16 protein-coding genes and 1 tRNA gene are annotated in these 19,916 nt (G+C 64.7%); 11 read left to right on the top strand and 6 right to left on the bottom strand.

The window, feature by feature from the left end:
• Positions 1–49: 49 nt before the first annotated feature.
• The 3 genes from gltB to pyk all read left to right on the top strand — a co-directional run bounded on the left by gltB (position 50) and on the right by pyk (position 7,711).
• Positions 50–4,666: a glutamate synthase large subunit gene (gltB, locus tag R5O87_RS04595; RefSeq protein WP_410557450.1), complete on the top strand. Its 4,617-nt coding sequence runs from the start codon at positions 50–52 to the stop codon at positions 4,664–4,666.
• Entirely contained in the window at positions 4,659–6,116 is a 1,458-nt protein-coding gene (locus R5O87_RS04590; protein WP_410557449.1) for a glutamate synthase subunit beta, read from the top strand. The genes gltB and R5O87_RS04590 overlap by 8 nt, the downstream gene beginning before the upstream one ends.
• An 83-nt stretch (positions 6,117–6,199) precedes the next feature.
• Positions 6,200–7,711, top strand: a complete 1,512-nt coding sequence (gene pyk / locus R5O87_RS04585; protein ID WP_410557448.1) for a pyruvate kinase — start codon at positions 6,200–6,202, stop codon at positions 7,709–7,711.
• Positions 7,712–7,848: 137 nt separating this feature from the next.
• Here pyk and R5O87_RS04580 read toward each other — a convergent pair whose 3' ends face one another.
• Entirely contained in the window at positions 7,849–8,454 is a 606-nt protein-coding gene (locus tag R5O87_RS04580; protein WP_306922492.1) for an ANTAR domain-containing response regulator, read from the bottom strand.
• A 206-nt stretch (positions 8,455–8,660) separates the two neighbouring features.
• On the opposite strand from R5O87_RS04580, the gene R5O87_RS04575 reads away from it, so the two are divergent.
• Positions 8,661–8,742: transfer RNA gene (locus R5O87_RS04575), tRNA-Leu, on the top strand.
• 703 nt (positions 8,743–9,445) lie between these two features.
• On the opposite strand, the gene R5O87_RS04570 is transcribed toward R5O87_RS04575, so the two are convergent.
• Together R5O87_RS04570 and R5O87_RS04565 are read right to left on the bottom strand one after the other, a co-directional pair.
• Complete coding sequence (locus tag R5O87_RS04570; RefSeq protein WP_410557447.1) at positions 9,446–9,955, bottom strand: nuclear transport factor 2 family protein; 510 nt, start codon at positions 9,953–9,955, stop codon at positions 9,446–9,448.
• On the bottom strand, positions 9,955–10,611 hold the full coding sequence (locus tag R5O87_RS04565) for an EthD family reductase (RefSeq protein WP_410557446.1): 657 nt from the start codon (positions 10,609–10,611) through the stop codon (positions 9,955–9,957). The genes R5O87_RS04570 and R5O87_RS04565 overlap by 1 nt, the downstream gene beginning before the upstream one ends.
• 243 nt (positions 10,612–10,854) lie before the next feature.
• On the opposite strand from R5O87_RS04565, the gene R5O87_RS04560 reads away from it, so the two are divergent.
• The 4 genes from R5O87_RS04560 to R5O87_RS04545 all read left to right on the top strand — a co-directional run bounded on the left by R5O87_RS04560 (position 10,855) and on the right by R5O87_RS04545 (position 13,387).
• The gene (locus tag R5O87_RS04560) at positions 10,855–11,304 is read left to right on the top strand and encodes a cupin domain-containing protein (protein WP_410557445.1); all 450 of its coding nucleotides are present in this window, start codon (positions 10,855–10,857) and stop codon (positions 11,302–11,304) included.
• 173 nt (positions 11,305–11,477) lie between these two features.
• Positions 11,478–12,431: a carboxyl transferase domain-containing protein gene (locus R5O87_RS04555; protein WP_462836390.1), complete on the top strand. Its 954-nt coding sequence runs from the start codon at positions 11,478–11,480 to the stop codon at positions 12,429–12,431.
• Entirely contained in the window at positions 12,353–13,057 is a 705-nt protein-coding gene (locus R5O87_RS04550) for a carboxyl transferase domain-containing protein (protein WP_462836389.1), read from the top strand. Before R5O87_RS04555 ends, R5O87_RS04550 begins: the two co-directional genes overlap by 79 nt.
• A 12-nt stretch (positions 13,058–13,069) precedes the next feature.
• Entirely contained in the window at positions 13,070–13,387 is a 318-nt protein-coding gene (locus R5O87_RS04545; protein ID WP_410557443.1) for an EthD family reductase, read from the top strand.
• Between the two features lie 268 nt (positions 13,388–13,655).
• On the opposite strand, the gene R5O87_RS04540 is transcribed toward R5O87_RS04545, so the two are convergent.
• From R5O87_RS04540 to R5O87_RS04530, 3 genes are read right to left on the bottom strand one after another with little or no spacing between them, the layout of a single operon-like run.
• Positions 13,656–14,699: an MBL fold metallo-hydrolase gene (locus tag R5O87_RS04540; RefSeq protein WP_410557442.1), complete on the bottom strand. Its 1,044-nt coding sequence runs from the start codon at positions 14,697–14,699 to the stop codon at positions 13,656–13,658.
• 4 nt (positions 14,700–14,703) lie between these two features.
• Complete coding sequence (locus R5O87_RS04535) at positions 14,704–15,492, bottom strand: SDR family NAD(P)-dependent oxidoreductase (protein ID WP_410557441.1); 789 nt, start codon at positions 15,490–15,492, stop codon at positions 14,704–14,706.
• A gap of 26 nt (positions 15,493–15,518) precedes the next feature.
• Positions 15,519–16,817: an alkene reductase gene (locus tag R5O87_RS04530; protein ID WP_410557440.1), complete on the bottom strand. Its 1,299-nt coding sequence runs from the start codon at positions 16,815–16,817 to the stop codon at positions 15,519–15,521.
• Between R5O87_RS04530 and R5O87_RS04525 the strand changes: the two genes are divergently transcribed.
• From R5O87_RS04525 to R5O87_RS04515, 3 genes are all read left to right on the top strand, one after another.
• On the top strand, positions 16,780–17,394 hold the full coding sequence (locus R5O87_RS04525; RefSeq protein WP_410557439.1) for a TetR/AcrR family transcriptional regulator: 615 nt from the start codon (positions 16,780–16,782) through the stop codon (positions 17,392–17,394). The genes R5O87_RS04530 and R5O87_RS04525 overlap by 38 nt on opposite strands.
• A gap of 121 nt (positions 17,395–17,515) precedes the next feature.
• Positions 17,516–19,051 (top strand): class I adenylate-forming enzyme family protein, encoded by a 1,536-nt coding sequence (locus R5O87_RS04520; RefSeq protein WP_410557438.1) that lies wholly within the window; start codon positions 17,516–17,518, stop codon positions 19,049–19,051.
• Entirely contained in the window at positions 19,048–19,869 is an 822-nt protein-coding gene (locus R5O87_RS04515; RefSeq protein WP_410557437.1) for a fumarylacetoacetate hydrolase family protein, read from the top strand. Before R5O87_RS04520 ends, R5O87_RS04515 begins: the two co-directional genes overlap by 4 nt.
• Positions 19,870–19,916 lie beyond the last annotated feature (47 nt).

The raw sequence follows: 19,916 nt of genomic DNA, 5'->3' as shown, positions 1-19,916 counted from the left end.
GCCAACGTTGTCCCTTCCATACGCACGATCAGGAGGAAGGACGTCTCCCATGACCCAAACTCTTTCAAGCCCCAGCTGGTCCGAACCGAACCAGCCGGACGCCGCCATGTCGCCGTTCAAGCGGTTTGCGGCGCTCCCCGAGGCATCCGGGCTCTACAACCCGGAGCAGGAGAAGGACGCCTGCGGTCTTGCGATTATCGCCACCCTGCGCGGCGAGCCCGGCTACGACATTGTCGACGCCGCCCTCACCGCCCTGCGCAACCTCGAGCACCGCGGTGCCGTCGGTGCCGATGAGGGAACGGGTGACGGCGCCGGCCTCCTGATGCAGGTGCCGGACGAGTTCTTCCGCGCCGTCACCGAATTCGAACTTCCGGCTCCCGGCCAGTACGTGGTGGGCACCGCCTTCCTGCCTGCTGAGCAGCGCGAGGCCGACGCCGCCAAGGCCGGCATCGAGGGCCTGGCCGCCGACGAGGGGCTCACCGTCCTGGGGTGGCGCGAGGTTCCCGTCGTCGCCGACCTGGTCGGTGCCATGGCGCGCGCCTGCATGCCGTACTTCTCCCAGCCGTTCTTTGCCTCGGCAACCGGCGAGCAGCTGGACCGCAACGACCTGGACGGCCGCGCCTGGCGGATCCGCAAGCGCGCACAGAACAAGTTCGGCGTGTACTTCCCGTCGCTGTCCTCCCGGACCATCGTCTACAAGGGCATGCTGACCACTGCCCAGCTGGAGCCGTTCTACCCGGACCTGTCGGACAAGCGCTTCAAGACCAAGCTGGCGATCGTCCACTCACGCTTCTCCACCAACACCTTCCCGTCCTGGCCGCTGGCGCAGCCGTTCCGCACCATCGCCCACAACGGTGAAATCAACACCGTCAAGGGCAACCGGAACTGGATGCGCGCCCGCCAGTCCCAGCTCGCCAACCCGCTGCTGGGCGACTCGCCGGAAGAGCTGTTCCCGATCTGCACCCCCGGCGCGTCCGACTCCGCGTCCTTCGACGAGGTAGCCGAGCTGCTGTGGCTGTCCGGCCGCCCCATCACGCACGCCATCATGATGATGATCCCCGAGGCCTGGGAAAACCACGCCACGATGGATCCGGCGCGCCGTGCGTTCTATGAGTACCACTCCCTCCTGATGGAACCCTGGGACGGCCCCGCCGCCGTTTCGTTCACCGACGGCGCCCTCGTGGGTGCCACCCTGGACCGCAACGGCCTGCGTCCCGGCCGGTACTGGATCACCGAGGACGGCCTGGTCGTCTTCGCCTCCGAGGTGGGCGTCATCGACGTCGAACCCTCCAAGGTGGTCAAGAAGGGCCGCGTCTCGCCCGGCAAGATGTTCCTGGTGGACACCGAAGCCGGCCGCATCATCGGCGACGACGAGGTCAAGGCCGAGGTCGCCGCGGCGAACCCCTGGGCCGAGTGGGTCAAGGACAACCTGATCGACCTCAACGAGCTGCCCGAACGCGAGCACGTGGTGCACACGGCCGCGTCCGTGAACATCCGCCAGCGCACCTTCGGCTACACCACCGAAGAGCTGAAGATCCTGCTGGGCCCGATGGCCCGCACCGGCGCCGAGCCGCTGGGCGCCATGGGCTCCGACACCCCGGTGGCCGTGCTCTCCAAGCGCCCGCGCCTGCTCTTCGACTACTTCGTGCAGTCCTTCGCGCAGGTCACCAACCCGCCGCTGGACGCCATCCGTGAAGAACTGGTCACGTCCCTGACATGCGCCATCGGCCCGAACGGCAACCTTCTGGACACCAAGCAGGTGCGCCAACCGCAGGTCTCCCTGCCGTTCCCGGTGATCAACAACGATCAGCTCGCCAAGATCGCCAACATCGAGGACGCCGAGGGCAACCGCGTGGCCATGAAGGTCCGCGGCCTCTACCGCCCCGAGGGCGGCGAGAACGCGCTGCGTGCACGTCTCACCGAAATCTGCGAGCAGGTCTCCGGTGCCATCAACCGCGGCGTGCAGTACGTGGTCCTCTCCGACCGCGACTCCAACGCACAGTGGGCCCCGATCCCGTCCCTGCTGCTGGTCAGCGCCGTGCACCACCACCTGCTGCGCAGCGCCAACCGCACCAAGACCGCCCTGGTGGTCGAGGCCGGCGACGTCCGCGAAACGCACCACGTGGCAGTCCTCGTGGGCTACGGCGCGTCCGCCGTGAACCCGTACCTGGCCATGGAATCCGTCGAACAGCTCATCGCAGCCGGCGACGTGGTGGGCGTGACCCCGCAGGACGGTGTCTACAACCTGATCAAGGGCCTCGGCAAGGGCGTCCTGAAGATCATGTCCAAGATGGGCATCTCTACCGTGGCGTCCTACACCGGCGCCCAGACGTTCGAGGCGCTGGGCCTGGGCCAGGAGCTCGTGGACGAATTCTTCGCCGGCACGCACTCCCAGCTGGGCGGCGTGGGCCTGGACGTCATCGCGGCAGAGGTCTCCGCGCGGCACCAGATGGCCTACCCGGAGGGCGGCATCGAGCAGCCGCACCGGCCCCTGCTGGGCGGCGGCGAGTACCAGTGGCGCCGCGACGGCGAACCGCACCTTTTCAACCCGGAGACGGTCTTCCGGCTGCAGCACGCCACGCGTGAGCGCCGCTACGACATCTTCAAGGCCTACACCAAGGGCGTGGACGACCAGTCCGAGAACCTGATGACCCTGCGCGGTCTGCTCAAGTTCAAGGACGGTGTGCGCCCCGCCGTGCCGCTCGAGGAAGTCGAGCCGGTCTCCAGCATCGTCAAGCGCTTCTCCACGGGTGCCATGAGCTACGGCTCCATCTCGAAGGAAGCCCACGAGACCCTCGCGATCGCCATGAACCGGCTGGGCGGCAAGTCCAACACCGGTGAGGGCGGCGAGGACGTGGACCGCCTGCTGGATCCGGAGCGCCGTTCGGCCGTCAAGCAGATTGCCTCGGGCCGTTTTGGCGTCACGAGCCTCTACCTGAGCAACGCGGACGACATCCAGATCAAGATGGCCCAGGGAGCCAAGCCCGGCGAAGGCGGCCAGCTGATGGCCCAGAAGGTCTACCCCTGGGTTGCCCGGACGCGCCACTCGACCCCCGGCGTCGGACTCATCTCCCCGCCCCCGCACCACGACATCTACTCGATCGAGGACCTCGCGCAGCTCATCTACGATGCCAAGCGCGCGAACCCCTCTGCCCGGGTGCACGTCAAGCTCGTCTCCGAGGTGGGCATCGGCACAGTTGCCGCCGGTGTGACCAAGGCGAAGGCCGACGTCGTGCTTGTTTCCGGTCACGACGGCGGTACCGGCGCCTCGCCGCTGAACTCGCTCAAGCACGCCGGCGTGCCGTGGGAGCTGGGTCTCGCTGAGACCCAGCAGACCCTCATGCTCAACGGCCTGCGCGACCGCGTGGTGGTCCAGGTGGACGGCCAGCTCAAGACGGGACGCGACGTCGTCATTGCCGCCCTGCTCGGCGGCGAGGAATTCGGCTTCGCCACGGCGCCGCTGGTGGTTGAGGGCTGCATCATGATGCGCGTCTGCCACCTGGACACCTGCCCGGTGGGCGTTGCCACCCAGAACCCCGAACTGCGTGCGCGCTTCAGCGGCAAGCCGGAGTTCGTGGTGAACTTCTTCGAGTTCCTGGCCGAGGAAGTCCGCGAAATCCTCGCGGAGCTCGGCTTCCGGAGCATCGAGGAAGCGATCGGCCACGCCGAAATGCTGGACACCCAGGAGGCCATCAGCCACTGGAAGGCCGAAGGCCTGGACCTGGATCCGATCCTGCACGGCCTGGAGTTCGACGACGACGCCCCGCTGCGGAACCTGACCGGCCAGAACCACGAGCTGGACAAGCACTTCGACCAGCGGCTCATCACCATGGCCGCCGAAGCACTGACCGACCGTGCCCCGGTGAAAATCACGGTTGACGTCATCAACACCGACCGCTCGGTGGGCACCATGCTGGGCCACGTCGTGACCAAGACGTTCGGTACGGACGTGCTGGCCACGGACACGATCGACGTCACGCTGAACGGCACCGCCGGCCAGTCGCTGGGCGCCTTCCTGCCTGCCGGCATCACGCTGCGCATGTACGGCGACTCCAACGACTACGTCGGCAAGGGCCTGTCCGGCGGCCGGATCATCGTCCGCCCGGACCGCACCAACGTGTTCCAGGCTGAGCGCAACGTGGTTGCCGGCAACGTGATCGGCTACGGCGCGACCAGCGGCGAGCTGTTCCTGCGCGGCCAGGTGGGCGAACGCTTCCTGGTCCGCAACTCGGGCGCCACCGCGGTTGTCGAAGGCATCGGCGACCACGGCTGTGAGTACATGACCGGCGGCCAGACGCTGATCATCGGCCGGACCGGCCGCAACTTCGGCGCCGGCATGTCCGGTGGTACGGCCTATGTGCTGGATCTCGACACGGCCCGGGTCAACAAGGAAGCCCTGCAGTCCGGCGAACTCCAGCTCCTCGAGCTGGACGCCGAGGACCGCGACATCGTCCACGGCCTGCTGGTCAAGCACGTGGAGGAAACCGAATCCCAGCTGGCGGCGCGTCTGCTCGACAACTTCGACGACACCGCCGCCCGCATTACCAAGGTGCTGCCGCGCGACTACGCTGCAGTGCTGCAAACCCGTCTTGACGCCATCGAAGAGGGCCTTGACCCCGACGGCGAAGAAGTTTGGTCTCGAATCCTGGAGGTGACCGGTGGCTGATCCACGCGGATTTCTGAAAGTACGTCAGCGTGAAACCCAGCCGCGCCGTCCCGTTCCCGTCCGCATCATGGACTGGAAAGAAGTTTACGAGGCCCAGGAAAAGGGTGTTCTGAAGAGCCAGGCCGGCCGCTGCATGGACTGCGGCGTACCGTTCTGCCACCAGGGCTGCCCGCTGGGGAACCTGATTCCCGAGTGGAACGACCTCATGTGGCGGGACAAGGGCGAGGAAGCGATTGAGCGGCTGCACGCCACCAACAACTTCCCCGAATGGACCGGCCGGCTCTGCCCCGCCCCGTGCGAGGCGTCCTGTGTGCTGGGCATCAACCAGCCTGCCGTGACCATCAAGCAGGTCGAGGTGTCCATCATCGATGAGGCGTTCGACAACGGCTGGGTCAACCCCCTGCCCCCGCACCGCCTCACCGGCAAGACGGTCGCCGTCGTCGGTTCCGGCCCTGCCGGGCTGGCGGCTGCACAGCAGCTGACCCGAGTCGGCCACACCGTGGCCGTGTACGAACGGGACGACAAGATCGGCGGCCTGCTGCGGTACGGCATCCCCGACTTCAAGATGGAAAAAGAGCAGGTGGACCGCCGGCTCGAGCAGATGAAGGCCGAAGGCACCCGCTTCCGCACCGGCGTCGCCGTCGGTACGGACGTCACGTGGGAGCAGCTGCGCCGCCGCTACGACGCCGTGGTCATCGCCACCGGCGCCACCGTGCCGCGTGACCTGCCCATCCCGGGCCGCGACCTCGACGGCGTGCACTTCGCCATGGATTACCTGGTGCCGTCCAACCGCGTGGTGGCGGGGGAGTCCCCGGAAAACCACATCGATGCCCGCGGCAAGCACGTGGTTATCCTCGGCGGCGGCGACACCGGTGCGGACTGCATCGGCACGGCGCACCGCCACCAGGCAGCTTCGGTGACCACACTGGCCATCGGAAAGCAGCCGCCGCTGGAGCGCGCCGGCCACCAGCCGTGGCCGACGTTCCCCACCCTCTTCGAGGTGGCTAGCGCCCACGAGGAAGGCGGTGAGCGCACGTACCTCGCCTCCACCGTTGAGTTCGTGGGCGAGGACGGCAAGCTGACCGGCGTCAAGGTTGCAGAGACCGAATTCGTGGACGGCAAGCGCCTCCCCAAGGCGGGTACCGAGCGGATCATCCCGGCCGACCTGGTGTTCCTGTCCCTGGGCTTCACCGGAGCGGAGCCCGCCGGCATCACCGAGCAGGTCAGCGCCGAGTTCGACGGCCGCGGCAACGTGGCCCGCGACGGCTACTACATGACTAACACCGAGGGTGTCTTCGTGGCGGGCGACGCCGGCCGCGGACAGTCCCTGATCGTGTGGGCCATTGCCGAAGGCCGTGCCGCCGCTGCTGCCGTGGACAAGTACCTGATGGGCAGCACCATCCTTCCTGCACCTGTGGCTCCGACGGACCGCGCCATCGCCGTCCTGTAATGCGCCTTCCTTCGTGGCGGCCGACCCGGGGAATTCATCTCCGCGACAACTTAACCAATGCAAGTGACAAATAGGGTAGGTATATGAGACGCGCAAAGATTGTGGCCACCTTCGGACCGGCCATTGCCAGCTACGAAAACACCCTCGCGGTGCTGGAAGCCGGCGTTGATGTAGCCCGCATGAACATGAGCCACGGCGACTACTCCGTGCACGACAACACTTATGAGAATGTCCGCAAGGCAGCGTCGGACCTGGGCAAGGCCGTGGCGATCATGGCTGACCTGCAGGGCCCCAAGATCCGCCTGGGCCGGTTTGTTGACGGTCCGCACCTGCTGGCCGTGGGGGACATCTTCACGATCACCACTGAAGACGTGCCCGGCACGAAGGACATCTGCTCCACCACCCTCAAGAGCCTCACCGAGGACGTCAACCCGGGCGACGCCCTGCTGATCGACGACGGCAAGGTGGCGCTGCGCGCCCTCGAGGTGGACGACGTGAAGGTTGTCGCCAAGGTGACCGTGGGCGGGTACGTGTCCAACAACAAGGGCATCAACCTCCCGGGTGTTGCCGTCAACGTCCCCGCACTGAGCGAGAAGGACGAGGACGACCTGCGCTGGGCCATCCGCCGCGGCGTCGACCTCGTTGCCCTGTCCTTCGTCCGTGACGCTGCCGACATCAAGCGCGTCCACGAGATCATGGACGAAGAAGGCCGCCGGGTTCCGGTGATTGCGAAGATTGAGAAGCCGCAGGCCGTGGACCAGCTCCACGAGATCATCGACGCGTTTGATGCGATCATGGTGGCCCGTGGCGACCTCGGCGTGGAGCTTCCCCTGGAGGAAGTGCCGATCGTGCAGAAGCGCGCCATCGAACTGGCACGCCGCTGGGCGAAGCCGGTCATCGTGGCCACCCAGGTGCTCGAGTCGATGATCGACAACCCGCGCCCAACCCGTGCAGAGGCTTCCGACTGCGCCAACGCGGTGCTCGACGGCGCCGACGCAGTCATGCTCTCCGGTGAGACCAGCGTGGGCAAGTACCCGATCGAGACGGTCAAGACCATGGCCCGGATCATCGAGTCCACCGAGGAGCACGGTCTGGAGCGCGTCCCCCCGCTGGGGACCAAGCCCAAGACCCGCGGTGGCGCCATCACCCGTGCCGCCGTCGAAATCGCCGACCAGCTGGACGCCAAGTACATCTGTACGTTCACGCAGTCCGGTGACTCGGCGCGCCGCCTGTCCCGCCTGCGCCCGATCAAGCCGGTCTTCGCGTTCACCCCGGTGGAGCACGTGTGGAACCAGCTGGCGCTGACTTGGGGCATCCAGCCGCAGCTGGTTGCCATGGTGGGCCACACGGATGAAATGACCGCTCAGGTGGACCAGAGCCTGCTGGATATGAACCTGGTGGAAGACGGCGACCTCGTGGTCATCGCTGCCGGTTCCCCTCCAGGAAAGGCGGGTTCGACCAACTCGCTGAAGGTCCACAAGGTGGGCGATCTCGCTGACACGTCCCGCACGGGCGAGGCCACCGAGAAGAAGGAAAAGCTCGGCCCGTGGCCGGAAAAGAAGAAGAAGAACAAGGTTGCCGCTCCTGCTGAGTAGCCTGGCCTGAAAGGGACCTCCGCCACCGGTTTGCCGGCGGCGGGGGTCCTTTCTTTTTTGTTTTTCATGGCCTCCGCGGCACGGAAAAGGACCCCGGCGCTTTGCCGGGGTCCTACTTTGTTTTGCTGCTGCTGGCGCTAGTTGACCTGGTTGATGATGGTCTCGGCCACTTCGCGCATGCTGAGGCGGCGGTCCATCGATGTCTTCTGGATCCAGCGGAAGGCTTCCGGCTCCGTCAGGCCCATCTTGGTGGTCAGCAGGCTCTTTGCGCGTTCCACGAGCTTGCGGGTGGCGAACTGTTCCTGCAGGTCGGTGACCTCGGCTTCGAGGGCCTTGATCTCCTCATGGCGGGACAGCGCGATCTCCAGGGCCGGGATCAGGTCGGCCGGGGTGAAGGGCTTCACCACGTAGGCCATGGCGCCGGCGTCGCGTGCGCGCTCCACGAGTTCCTTCTGGCTGAACGCGGTCAGCAGGACAACGGGGGCGATGCGTGCCTTGACGATCTTCTCGGCCGCGGAGATGCCGTCCATGACAGGCATCTTGACGTCCATGAGGACGAGGTCCGGCTTGAGCTCCTCGGCCAGCTGCACGGCCTTCTCGCCGTTGTCGGCCTCGCCGATGACGTCGTAGCCTTCGCCCCGCAGGATTTCGATGATGTCCAGGCGGATGAGGGTTTCGTCTTCGGCCACGACGACGCGGCGCGCCGGCTGGGACGTTTTGTTTGACTCCGTCGGTTCTGACACGGGATCTCCTTGAAAAGGTACGGCAGGACTATGACTATCTTAGTTGGGCCCCGCGCTTGTACTTGGATCGGCATGGCTTGTTGCGACGGCGGTGGCGCGATTCTGGGTTTTAGCCTATCTGCATGTAGAGTAATTCCGCGCACTGGTAGTGGCTGCGTTGATCACACTTCGCTGTGAGCCTACGATTGTTACTCCATGTACTCCGCGCCCGAGTGGCGGAATTGGCAGACGCGCCGCACTCAAAATGCGGTATCGAAAGGTGTGTGGGTTCGAGTCCCACCTTGGGCACGTGTTTTACCTGTTCAGGGGCCTTTAGGCCTCTGAGTGTGGACAAATTGTGTTGTGAAGGGCCCCTTCGGGGGCCTTTTTCATTGGTGGCTGGTTGCCTCCTTGTGTACCTTGCTGATCGACCGTTTGTCGTTAGTTACCTGTTCATGGACGTCGGTGGCCTGGGCAGCATGACGTGAGAAATATTTGGCTCGGACTCCTGTTCCGCGTCGTTGGTTCTTCACTGGGTTCCTCCTGTCGGGCTCGTGGTGTTCTTTCTGCTTCTTCATCGTTGTCTCCGGCGGCTACTGCATGACTCTGTGAATTCTTGACGAGGTGTCCTGGAGCGAGGTGCCGGCTGACCTGCTGTTCTTCATACCTGTTCATTGCCTCCGTGCTGGACAATTACATGACGCTCGGGGTTTGAGCGCGCCATCCCGACCGGTTGCGGTGGTGGCTGCTGCCTGGCTGGTTGTTCATATCCCTTCATTGCCCGCGCTTTGCACGACAGCATGACCGACGTCGACGAGAGCTCATGTGCCTGCGCAGGGAGGTCCGCTGACGGCCGACGAGGTGCGGGCGTACGTGAAGGGTACTGCCAAGCTTTTGGGCAAGCCGGGCACCAAGAGTCCGTTCCGCCGGTCCGTGAGCCCGTGCAGTGATGGACATTACGATCTGGTCAGAACTATCGGGAGCGGACCATGAAATGCGCTTCCGCTATCGGTTAGGCCGGTGAGCCGGATGACAGCCACAGGGGATCTGCCGCCAAAAAATCCTGGTTTTGAAGAGGTGCCGATTCCCCAGTCAGTAGGTCAATACGTGTCCGGACGAGGCGCATGACCGAAATTCGCCACCGGCCACTTAGCCGTCGGTATTCTTCCTCGTAGGTGCCGTATCCCCGGATTCCGTAGAGTCCGGGGACCTTGCCTCCGCGGTAGTCCCTGGTGTCCCTAGGCCAGACCAGGTAGTCATGCATCGACCACACTGCCCTGATCGTGTCTTCGGCGGTTGCCGTCATCCGGGGCATGAAGCCCAGATGGATCGAGTCGACCCCGTGCAGGAAGCTGGCGACACCCTGGACGAACGCGTCCGCGTCCTCGGCCACGAATGGGAAGCCCGCGAACACGGCGTCGTCGTGGAAGAGGCGTCTGAGGTCGGCCCAGCGCTTTGCGTCCAGGTGGCGGAAATAGTCGATTTTCAGATTCCTGGCGTCCTCAAAATCGGCCCACGTCATCAGATGATTACCCGTTCCTCGGCGAGATATACGTAGATGTCATCGAGCACCCCGTGTATTTGGCCGAAGTCGTCTGCGATGGCCGCCGCTGCGTCTGCCGCCGCCTGCCCTTCGGCAAAACCGAAAGCAATCGCTACTTGGGGAATTCGTGACTCGGACCGCAGGACTTTGCGCGTCAGCAACCGGGCACCCGGTTGCAGGAAATTGACGCTCGTGTTGAGCGCTGCTGACCAGTCGGCCGCCAAGAGATTCGCCCATGCGGTCACCGCATCATGGTCCGCGGATGTGTCGCTGCACCAGCGCGCGAGCAGCCATAGCTTGTGTGGTGAGGGTTGGTAGGGGTCATCGGCCGAGACCGGGCCGCCAGTGAGCCCGCTGAGGAAGTTTGGTTCGTCGGCGGCCAGTCGCCGAGCGACATCGGAATCGAAGGCGGCGTGGACCACGCTCTCGTCGCCGAACCAAAGTTCAACGATGCCGTCGACGGCGTAGGCGCCGGCCTGAGAAGGCGACGCTAGCGGCCGTACGTGGTTCTGGCGGTAGGCGGTCACTCCCGGCAGGTCCCGCGCTATGTCTGCATGCGTGGTAGACCAGTGGACGGCGAAGTCCTCGCGCGGCATCGTGTCGCGTTTCTCCAAGTACGTGATCCGTTTGGGCATCCTCAAACTCCTTTGGTTGGCGGCAGGTCGATTCTGCACGTGAAAACAATCAGGGTCAATACAAGCGTTTGTTCGTACATCGAAGGTCAGCCTGATCGGAAAGGAGATGGCGGAGATTCGGCGCGAACAAACGTTTGTCTTGACCCGGGTGGGCCTCGGCTGGATACTTGCTAAAGGGGCGTCCGCCTGCGTGGTTGGACGATCCGCGAGCGTGCCACCGATGCCACATTGAAAGGACCAGCGATGACAGACGTCGCTTTTGATATCAACAGGAACACTGACATCTTCCGTGTTCACCGTGCCGGCGATTTGCAGGCAGCCCCGGGTCAGACACAGAATGCCCGGCGCATTTCGGGTGTGAGCAAGGAAAACAGTGCCGCAGACAAGCTGTGGTTCGGAAAGGTTTACACGGGCCCGGGTGAAATTTCGGATCCGCACCACCACGGGGAAGCGCAGACCGGGGGCTATGTCTTCAAGGGACGCGGTTTCATCCGTTACGGCGAGGGTTACAGCGAGATTGTCTACCTCGAGGAAGGCGATTTCGTGTTCGTGCCGCCATTCATGCCCCACATTGAAGGCAATGCCAGCAAGACCGAGGAGCTGATCTGGATGACGACGCGTACTCCGGACAACATTGTCGTGAACCTGGCTGACCAGGATGTCGCCGACCTGGAGATCGACTACCGATCCTGACGGCCGCTGGCGGGAGGCTTGCCTGATGCACGTCAGGCAGGCCTCCCTTCGTTTTCAGGAACGGAAACCCTGTCGCGGAGCCCGGGAAATCAGTCGGGGGACTAGACGAGCGAGCGCTTGTTCGTATACTGGTTAGACGTAAGTATTTATCTGCTTTTCAACTGGAGGCCTTTATGAGCACCACCACGATCACGGAAGCCGAGGCGCCGACGGCGGCAGCCGAGGCGCCCACCGTGCACGAACTTCTCCGGGAGAAGCTCGAGCAGGCGAAGATCGGCGGTTCAGAGAAGAACCGCAAGAAGATTGTCGAGTCCGGCAAGCTGCTGGTCCGCGAACGTCTTGCCCTGCTGTTTGACGACAACGAATACATTGAGGACGGGCTGCTGGCCCGCTTCGAAGACGGACTGCCGGGCGACGCCGTCATCATCGCTTTCGGACGCGTCGACGGCCGTCAGGTCTGCGTGATCGCGAACGACTTCAGCGTCAAGGCCGGTACCTGGGGAAACAGGACATTTGAGAAGATCACAGCGGCGCAGGAGAAGTCCAACGCGGCCGGGATCCCGCTGGTTTACCTGTTCGATTCTGCCGGGGCCCGCATCGACGAGCAGTTTGAGAGCTTCGCGGGCCGCCACGCTTGGGGAAACATCTTCTACAACCAGGTCCAGATTTCAGGGCGGGTGCCGCAGGTGTGCGCGCTTTTCGGCCCGTCCCCGGCAGGCTCAGCTTATGTTCCGGCGCTGTGCGACATGACCATCATGGTCCGCGGACACGCGACGGCCTACCTTGGTTCCCCGCGGCTGGCGGAGATGGTGACGGGGGAAAAGGTCACGCTCGAGGAGATGGGCGGGGCCGAGATGCACTGCACGGTCTCGGGCCTTGGCGATGTCCTTGTCGAAGACGACGCCGAAGCAATTGCCGCCATCCGCGTGTGGCTGAGCTTCCTGCCCGCCAGCTGGGAGCAGCCCGCCCCCGTCGCCCCGCACTGGAACCGCGCCCCGGCCGCACGCTGGAAGAGATTGTTCCGCTGCGCGAGGCCGAGGTGTTCGACATGGAAGAGTTCGTCGAATCCCTGGTCGATGAAGGGAGCTGGTTTCCGTACAAGGAGCTCTTCGCCCCCGAAATGCTGACCGGGTTCGCCCGGATCGGTGGCCGGCCTGTCGGACTCGTCGGCAATCAGCCCAAGCACATGGGCGGGTCGATCTTCCCCGATTCCTCCGACAAGGCAGCACGGTTCATCTGGATCTGCAACGCCTACAACATCCCGATTATCTTCCTGGTGGACATCGCCGGGTACATGATCGGTTCTGCCGTGGAGCGCCAGGGCATCATCCGGCACGGCGCCAAGATGATCTTTGCCGTCTCGGAATGCAGGGTCCCCCGCATCACCGTGCTGGTCCGGAAGGCCTACGGCGGCGGCTACCTGGCCATGTCCGGCGCCCCCATGAATCCTGACGCGGTGATCGCCCTTCCCACCGCCCGCCCGGCCCTCATGGGACCGGATGCAGCGGTCAACGGCATCTACTACAACCAGATCCACGAGATCGAGGATCCCCAGGAACGCCAGAAGTTCATCATGGAGAAGCACAACGAGTACGCCGAAGGGATCGACGTCTTCAAGATCGCCAATGCCAACGCCGTGGAAGCCGTTGTGCCCGCCAACGAACTGCGGGGGGATCTGATGGTCCGCCTGGATCTCTACGGCCGGCGCAAAGCCGTCCCCGTCGAGCGCCGCCAGGCCGTGACCCCGGCATAACGGGACTTACCCATGATCAAGGTTGTTGCTGTCCTCACCGCCAAAGAAGGGCTGAGCCGGGACGAATTCCTCCACAAGTGGAACGTCGAGCACCCGGTACTTGTCCGCAAGCTGCCCGGATTGCGCCGCTACCGGCAAAACCCTGCCATCGAGCACCCGAAGCAGTGGCCCTTCCATGGCATGGCTGAACTCTGGTTCGACAGCGTCGCTGACGTGAAGACCGCCTATGCAGGGGAGGAAGCAAAACTCCTCTTCGAGCACGAGCACGAATTCCTCGCCGACATGCGCTGGTTCCTGGCAGAGGAAAGGGAAATCGACCTCACCTCCTAGGAACCCCAGAGGGGCCGGACCGGCTGTGAACTGCTCACAGGGTCCGGCCCTTTTGACGTTATGGCATCCTCCCGCTGCGCCGAGTGTGTCGCCGTTGGGGTTTCTTCCGGCCAAGGAGGGCGGCGGACTGTGAGGCCTTCGCTCCCGCACCCGGGCCCGGCCATCAGGCCGTTGGCGGCAGGGGAGCGGCGCTCCCGCAGGAATGCCGTGAAGCAAGGAAAGGGCCGGACCCCCCGCGGGGTTCCGGCCCTTTTGCCATGAAATGCCTTCAGCTGCGGATGAGGGGGGCCGCTTCCGGAAGGCCCTCGATATCGTGCCGGTAGCCCGATGTCCGCAGGTACTGCAGGTGCGCGGCGGTTTCGCTCAGGGCCAGGCGCAACTGCAGGTTCGACAGTGAGGCGAACCCACGTGACCAGCTCAGCCTGGCGGCTATGGTCCACACCGTGGGATTCTTCTGCCCGGTGAGTTCCTGCACCACTTCTTCCGAGCGCTCCAGCGCCACGGCCTTCAGCTGCCGGACCCGGTCCCGGAGGCCCCTGAACCGGTATTCATGGGCAGGAAGCACCTCGAAATGGGTGTCTGCGTCGAGCCGGTCAAGGGACTCCAGGCAGCTGCGCAAGGGATCGGCGTCGCCACGGATTTCCAGGGACACGTTCGGGGAGATGCGCGGAAGGACGTGGTCGCCGCTGATGAAGACCTCGCGGCCGGCATCCCGGAGGCAGATGTGTCCGGGTGTGTGGCCCGGCGTTTCCACCACGGTGAGCCTCTCGAATCCGGGCAGGGGAATGGTGTCCCCGCTGCCCAGCCTCAGGTCAGCGTCGGCCAGCTGCCTCAGGTGCATCAGGCCGTCAACACTCATCGCTGCCTCGCTGATGCGCTCTTCCGGCACGCCCCATGTGCGCATCCTGGCGCGGTCGGCCGCGCTTTCGTCTAAGGGATCGTCGAACGCGGAGATGTATCGCTTTTCCGCGCTGCCCAAGGCGACCCATGCGCCGGACTGGAAACTGAGCCAGCCGGCCATGCCCAGATGGTCGGTATGAAAGTGCGTTGCCAGGATGCCGGTGACGTCGCGGATGCCGAGTCCGGCGGTCCGAAGGCCGGCCTGGAGATCCAGCCGGCCCTGAGGGCTGTCAAAGCCGGGGTCGATGACGAGGCACTCCGCTCCGGCGGTAAGAACGTAGGCGAGGGTGTAGCGCATCGGATTGCCGGGAAATGCCACCGGCACCGACCACAGGCCCTCTGACAGACACTCAACCGGCGGCATGACCTTCTTCAGCCATGCCTGGCGCTGGACCGTCCCCGTGATTTCCACGAGGTCAGCCCCGGGCCGGTTCGAAGAGCCGGAAGACCTGGGTCGCTCCGCCGTCAATGACGAGGTCTGCTCCGTTGATGCTTCGTGCATCATCGGTCAGGAGGAAGGCGATGGCGGCACCGACCTCGTCCGGGTCCACGATACGTCCTGTTGGCACTTTGTTGGGGACCTGGTCGCGCACTTCCTGGATAACCATCGGAGTGTCCACGACGCCCGGGCAGATCGAGTTGACGGTGATCCCGGTGCCCCAGAAATCCACGAGCAACGAGCGTGTGAGATTTGAGAGGCCGGCCTTGGAAGCTGCGTAGCTGGGATAGGGATACCCGGTCGTTCCTGCGATGGAAGAAACATTGACGATCCGGCCCCAGTTTGCTGCGATGAGGTCCTCCGCGAAGGCCCTGATCAGGGCAAAAGGACCCACCAGATTGATGTTGATCGCGCGCGAGAAGGAATCCACGTCGTGATCCAGAAGCATCTTGCGGTCCAGGATTCCTGCCGCATTGATGAGGGCATGAACGTCGCCCACCCGGTCCTTGACGTCGGCGCGAAGGCGCGCGACGTCTTCGGGCCGGGTAACGTCGGCTGCGAAGGCGTGCGCTGTTATCCCTTCGGAACGCAGCTCCTCAACTGCGGCCTGACAGCGCTCGAGGTCCAGGTCGACACACAGCAGCGTGTGTCCGGCCCTGCCGAGTCGCTTGTTGATTCCGCGGCACATGCCGCCCGCGGCTCCGGTGACCACCACGTTCAGTCCCCGCGGGGCGGCCACGGGGTCGTTTGTGTGTTGCTCCGCCATGTTCTGGCTCCTTTATCGTCCGGGTCTCAATTCGAAGACTGCAGTTCGGGGTAGTCGGTGTAGCCTGCAGGACCCCCGCCGTAGAGGCCTTCCTGGCGGAGGCCGGCGAGTTCCGCGCCGGTCCTGATCCTGCGGGGGAGGTCCGGATTGGCGATGAAGAGGCGCCCGAAACCGACAAGATCGGCCTCGCCCGCACTGACCACCGCCGCCGCAGTGTCGGGGGTATGGCCCCCCGTGACGATGACCGGCCCGTCGAAGAGCCCGCCCAGTTCAGCGCTTTCAATCGTGTCGGCATCGGGGCTGGCGTCAAGGGAACCGGCGATGCCGGGTTCGACGAGGTGGAGGTAGGCCAGTCCCCGGTCGCTGACGCCGCGCACCAGGGCCGAGTAAAGGCCCCGCTTGTCCGGATCGAACACGTCCATCCAGGTCGAGGAGGGTGAAATGCGCACGCCTATCCTGCTGGCGGGAATGACTGCACTGACGGCGTCGATGACCTCATGGAGGAACCGCAGGCGGTTCTCCGTGGACCCGCCGTAGCGGTCCGAACGCCGGTTGGCACTGGAGTTCAGGAACTGGTCGAACAGGTAACCGTTTGCGGCATGAAGTTCGACGCCGTCAAAACCGGCGGCCACGGCATTTCGTGCGGCGGTGGCGAACTGGGCGACGATCTCGGCGATGCCCTCTTCAGTGAGTTGCCGGGGGACCTCAAAGGGGATACGGCCGTGGGGGCTGCGGTACTGCCAGCCGGTGATGGCCACGGGCGACGGCGCCCAGGGTGTGGTGCCGTCCGGCTGGACGGATGAGTGGGCCTGGCGGCCGACATGCCACAGCTGTGCGTAGACGGCCGCTCCGCGGGACTTGGCGGATGCGACTACGGGGCGCCAGCCGGCGACCTGCTCCGCCGAATACAGTCCCGGGACGCGGGCGTACGAGGCACCCTGCGGGGAAACCACGGTCCCTTCGCTGATCACCAGGCCGGCGCCCGCCCGCTGCCGGTAATACTCGACCATGAGGGGTGTCGGCACGCCATCCTCCTGGGCCCTGCTCCGCGTCAGGGGCGGAAGCACCAGGCGGTTGGGAAGGGTCTGCCCGCCAAGGACCAGCGGTTGGAAAAGTTGATCGAACAAGACACACCTCGCATGAAAAGGAGTACGATCGTTCGTACGTTTGCTTTTCAGTGAACGAGTTTGCGGCGCGAAAGTCAACACGTGAACCGGCCGGCCGGCCGGCGCCAAAGGGGCGCGCAGGTCCAGGAATGAACACGACGCGCGACGAAAGGTGCAGGCAATGACGGTGTTGATCGAACGGAACAGTGCTGATGTCATCCGCACTGAGGCGGCCAAGCTGTTTTTTGAGCGGGGCTATGACGCGACGAGCCTTCGCCAGGTGGCGGCTGCCTCGGGGCTCAAGGTGGGCAGCCTCTATAACCACATCGACAGCAAGGAACATCTGCTGCTGCAGATCATGGGCGGGATCATGGATGACCTCATGGGCTCCATCCGGCGCGCGGTCCAGACGGACGGCGACGCCGTGGACAGGCTTCGGGCCGCCCTGGCCGCGCATTTGCGGTTCCACGCCGAACGGGCCCAGGAAGTCTTCATCGGCAACGCCGAACTCCGGTCACTCTCCGAGGATGCCCGGAAAGTCGTGATCGAAAAACGCCACGAATACGAACTGCTCCTGCAGGAACTGATCGAAGACGCCGGCAGGGCCGGCCTCGCCGAGGTCATCGACGCCAGGATCCACGTCTACAGCTTCGTCGCCCAGGCCACCCACATCGCCTCCTGGTTCAAACCCGGCGGGCGCATGACCCTGGACGAAATCGTCGACGTCTACACCCAACTGGCCCTGCGCGAACTGAACATCCCCGCGGTCCCGGACACACTCCACGTCCCGGACTGAGGGAACCCCGTCGGTGTGGAGCGTTGCACATTCCCGCCTTCGGACGTACGCTTGTTCGTATTGCAGGAGCCGCCAGCGCGGGTAGCTTCTGGCAGCTGAATTTCGTTCCAGAGAGGCAACGATGCGAACTATTGGAGACTGGATTCGCCTGAACAGCCGGCGCAACCCTGCACGGGAAGCGTTCGTCGGCGTGGACGGCAGAGTCACGTTTGGCGAAGCCGCGGAGAGGGCCTGGCAACTGGCCAGGGGACTGCGTGGTTCCGGAGTCGGCCCGGGGTCAGGGGTAGGTGTCCTGGCCGGCAACTCGGTGTTCAACGCCGAAGCGTTCCTCGGGGTAGCGGCCGCGGGCGGCGTGTACATCGCCTACAACTGGCGGTGGGCCCCGGCTGAACTTGCAGCCGGTATCCGGGAGACAGAAGCCAAGGTCATTTTGGTGGAAGAGGCCCAGTTGCCGTTGCTTGAGCAGGCCCTGGACATCATCGCCGAAAGCGGACAACACCTGCCGCTCGTCGTCCGGCAAGGCGCCGAAATCGATGCCCTCCGCGTCGGGACCGGCCCGGCAGAAGACACCGCAACACCCGAGTCGCCGCTGTGCATCATCTACACGGGCGGAAGCACGGGCACCCCCAAGGGCGTCGTTCTGTCCCACAGGTCGGCCTTGGCAAACGCCATCAACGAGATGTACGACTGCGGCGTCGGCAGCCGGCCCGATGAACGCGGACTGATCGTCACGCCCCTGTTCCACTCCGCGGCCCTGTTGTGCTGGCTTGTCCCGCATTTCATCGCCGGAGCCACGAGCGTCATCGCGGAAAAGTTCAGCGACGAGTCTGTGGTGGATCTGGTGGGCCGGGAACGGATCACCAATACGTTCATGATCCCCAACATGATGCGCCGGCTCATGGACCGCGGCGTGCTCCAGGACCCGGCGATCCGGAAAAACCTCAAAAGCGTCCACACCGGTGCAGGCCTGCTCCGGATGCCGGACAAGGAGCTCTTCACCCAGATGCTTCCCGGGGCCGACCTTTACTTCCGCTACGGCCTGACCGAAGCAGGACCCATGGTCAGCCGCCTCAAGCCTGCCGACATGCTTGACCCCGCGGTGGACGGATCCATCGGAACCGAATACCTCCTGGTCGAGGCCCAGCTGCAGGACCCGGATGGGCAGGAAGTGCCCGCCGGGGAACTGGGGGAGATCTGCGTACGGGGACCGGGCGTCATGACCGGATACTACGGGCGACCCGATGCGACGGCTGAGGCCCTGCGCGGAGGATGGCTGCACACCGGTGACCTTGCCACCCGCGATGACCGCGGCTACCTCTACTTCCGCGACCGGCTCAAGGAAATGATCAAAACCGGCGGCGAGAACGTGTACTCCGCCGAGATTGAGCAGGTCCTGCACCTTCACCCCTCTGTCCTGGAAGCCGTCGTGGTCGGCGTACCGGACCCCAAATGGGACGAGGAAGTCCGGGCCGTCGTCGTACTCCGCAACGGAGTCCAGACCGACGCGGCCGAACTTTCCGGATTCCTTCGCCAGCACCTCGCCGGCTACAAGATCCCCAAGAAAATGGTGTTCATGCGACCCGAGGAACTGCCCCGATCGGCGGCTGGGAAGCTCGTCAAGAGCCAGCTGAAAGTGAACCTGGGGTGGAGCGCATGAAAATCGCAACCATCCGCACCGGGAACGGAACACGCGCCGCTGCCCTCGACGGCAGCAAACTGATGCCGCTGGACTTTGCCGACGTGGGAGCCTGGCTGCAGGCCGGATCCCCCGAGTGGTCCCGCCACGTCGCCGGGACGCCCGTCAGCGTCGAGGAAGCCGTTTTCGCCCCCGTGGTCACCAACCCCGGCAAGATCATCTGCGTCGGTTTGAACTACCGGGACCACATCCTGGAAATGGGAAGGGACCTGCCCGAATACCCCACCCTCTTCGCCAAGTTTGCAGACTCGCTGATCGGTGCCCACGACGACATCGTGCTTCCACCCGGTTCCGGCAGCGTCGATTGGGAAGGCGAGCTGGCAGTCGTGATCGGCTCCGCCGTCAGCCGCGCCGACGAGAGCGCGGCACGCAACGCCATCGCCGGTTTTGCTGTGGCGAACGATGTGTCGGCACGCGACTTCCAGCGCCGCACCCCCGAATGGCTCCAAGGCAAGACCTTTGACCGGACGACACCACTGGGCCCCTACCTGGTCACCACCGATGAAACGGGGCCCGAGCCCGACCTCGAGATCAGCTGCGCCGTGGACGGCAACACCAAACAGCACTCCCGCACCTCGGAACTGGTTTTCGGGCCCGTGGCACTCATTCAGTACATCTCGGCGATCACCACCCTGCGGCCAGGGGACGTCATCCTGACCGGGACCCCGGGCGGCGTCGGGGACGGACGAAACCCCAAGGAATTCCTCGAAGCGGATTCCGTGCTCGAAACCAGCATCAACACCCTCGGTGCCACCGCCAACCGCTGCGTCGTCCGCTGATTACCGGCCGCTGCCGACTTCTTTCTTACTCATGACAAGGAACCACC

It is taken from the genome of Arthrobacter globiformis, assembly GCF_046536215.2.
Lineage (GTDB): Bacteria > Actinomycetota > Actinomycetes > Actinomycetales > Micrococcaceae > Arthrobacter > Arthrobacter globiformis_E.
The sequence above is the reverse complement of the archived record's forward strand: the minus strand, read 5'-3'. Positions and strand labels throughout refer to the sequence as shown.

Coding starts and splice junctions, on each gene's coding strand:
- R5O87_RS04560 (WP_410557445.1), top strand. CDS start 10,855: ATGACAGACGTCGCTTTTGATATCAACAGGAACACTGACATCTTCCGT.
- R5O87_RS04525 (WP_410557439.1), top strand. CDS start 16,780: ATGACGGTGTTGATCGAACGGAACAGTGCTGATGTCATCCGCACTGAG.
- R5O87_RS04545 (WP_410557443.1), top strand. CDS start 13,070: ATGATCAAGGTTGTTGCTGTCCTCACCGCCAAAGAAGGGCTGAGCCGG.
- gltB (WP_410557450.1), top strand. CDS start 50: ATGACCCAAACTCTTTCAAGCCCCAGCTGGTCCGAACCGAACCAGCCG.
- R5O87_RS04565 (WP_410557446.1), bottom strand. CDS start 10,611: ATGCCCAAACGGATCACGTACTTGGAGAAACGCGACACGATGCCGCGC.
- pyk (WP_410557448.1), top strand. CDS start 6,200: ATGAGACGCGCAAAGATTGTGGCCACCTTCGGACCGGCCATTGCCAGC.
- R5O87_RS04550 (WP_462836389.1), top strand. CDS start 12,353: ATGGAAGAGTTCGTCGAATCCCTGGTCGATGAAGGGAGCTGGTTTCCG.
- R5O87_RS04520 (WP_410557438.1), top strand. CDS start 17,516: ATGCGAACTATTGGAGACTGGATTCGCCTGAACAGCCGGCGCAACCCT.
- R5O87_RS04570 (WP_410557447.1), bottom strand. CDS start 9,955: ATGACGTGGGCCGATTTTGAGGACGCCAGGAATCTGAAAATCGACTAT.
- R5O87_RS04535 (WP_410557441.1), bottom strand. CDS start 15,492: ATGGCGGAGCAACACACAAACGACCCCGTGGCCGCCCCGCGGGGACTG.
- R5O87_RS04555 (WP_462836390.1), top strand. CDS start 11,478: ATGAGCACCACCACGATCACGGAAGCCGAGGCGCCGACGGCGGCAGCC.
- R5O87_RS04530 (WP_410557440.1), bottom strand. CDS start 16,817: ATGACATCAGCACTGTTCCGTTCGATCAACACCGTCATTGCCTGCACC.
- R5O87_RS04515 (WP_410557437.1), top strand. CDS start 19,048: ATGAAAATCGCAACCATCCGCACCGGGAACGGAACACGCGCCGCTGCC.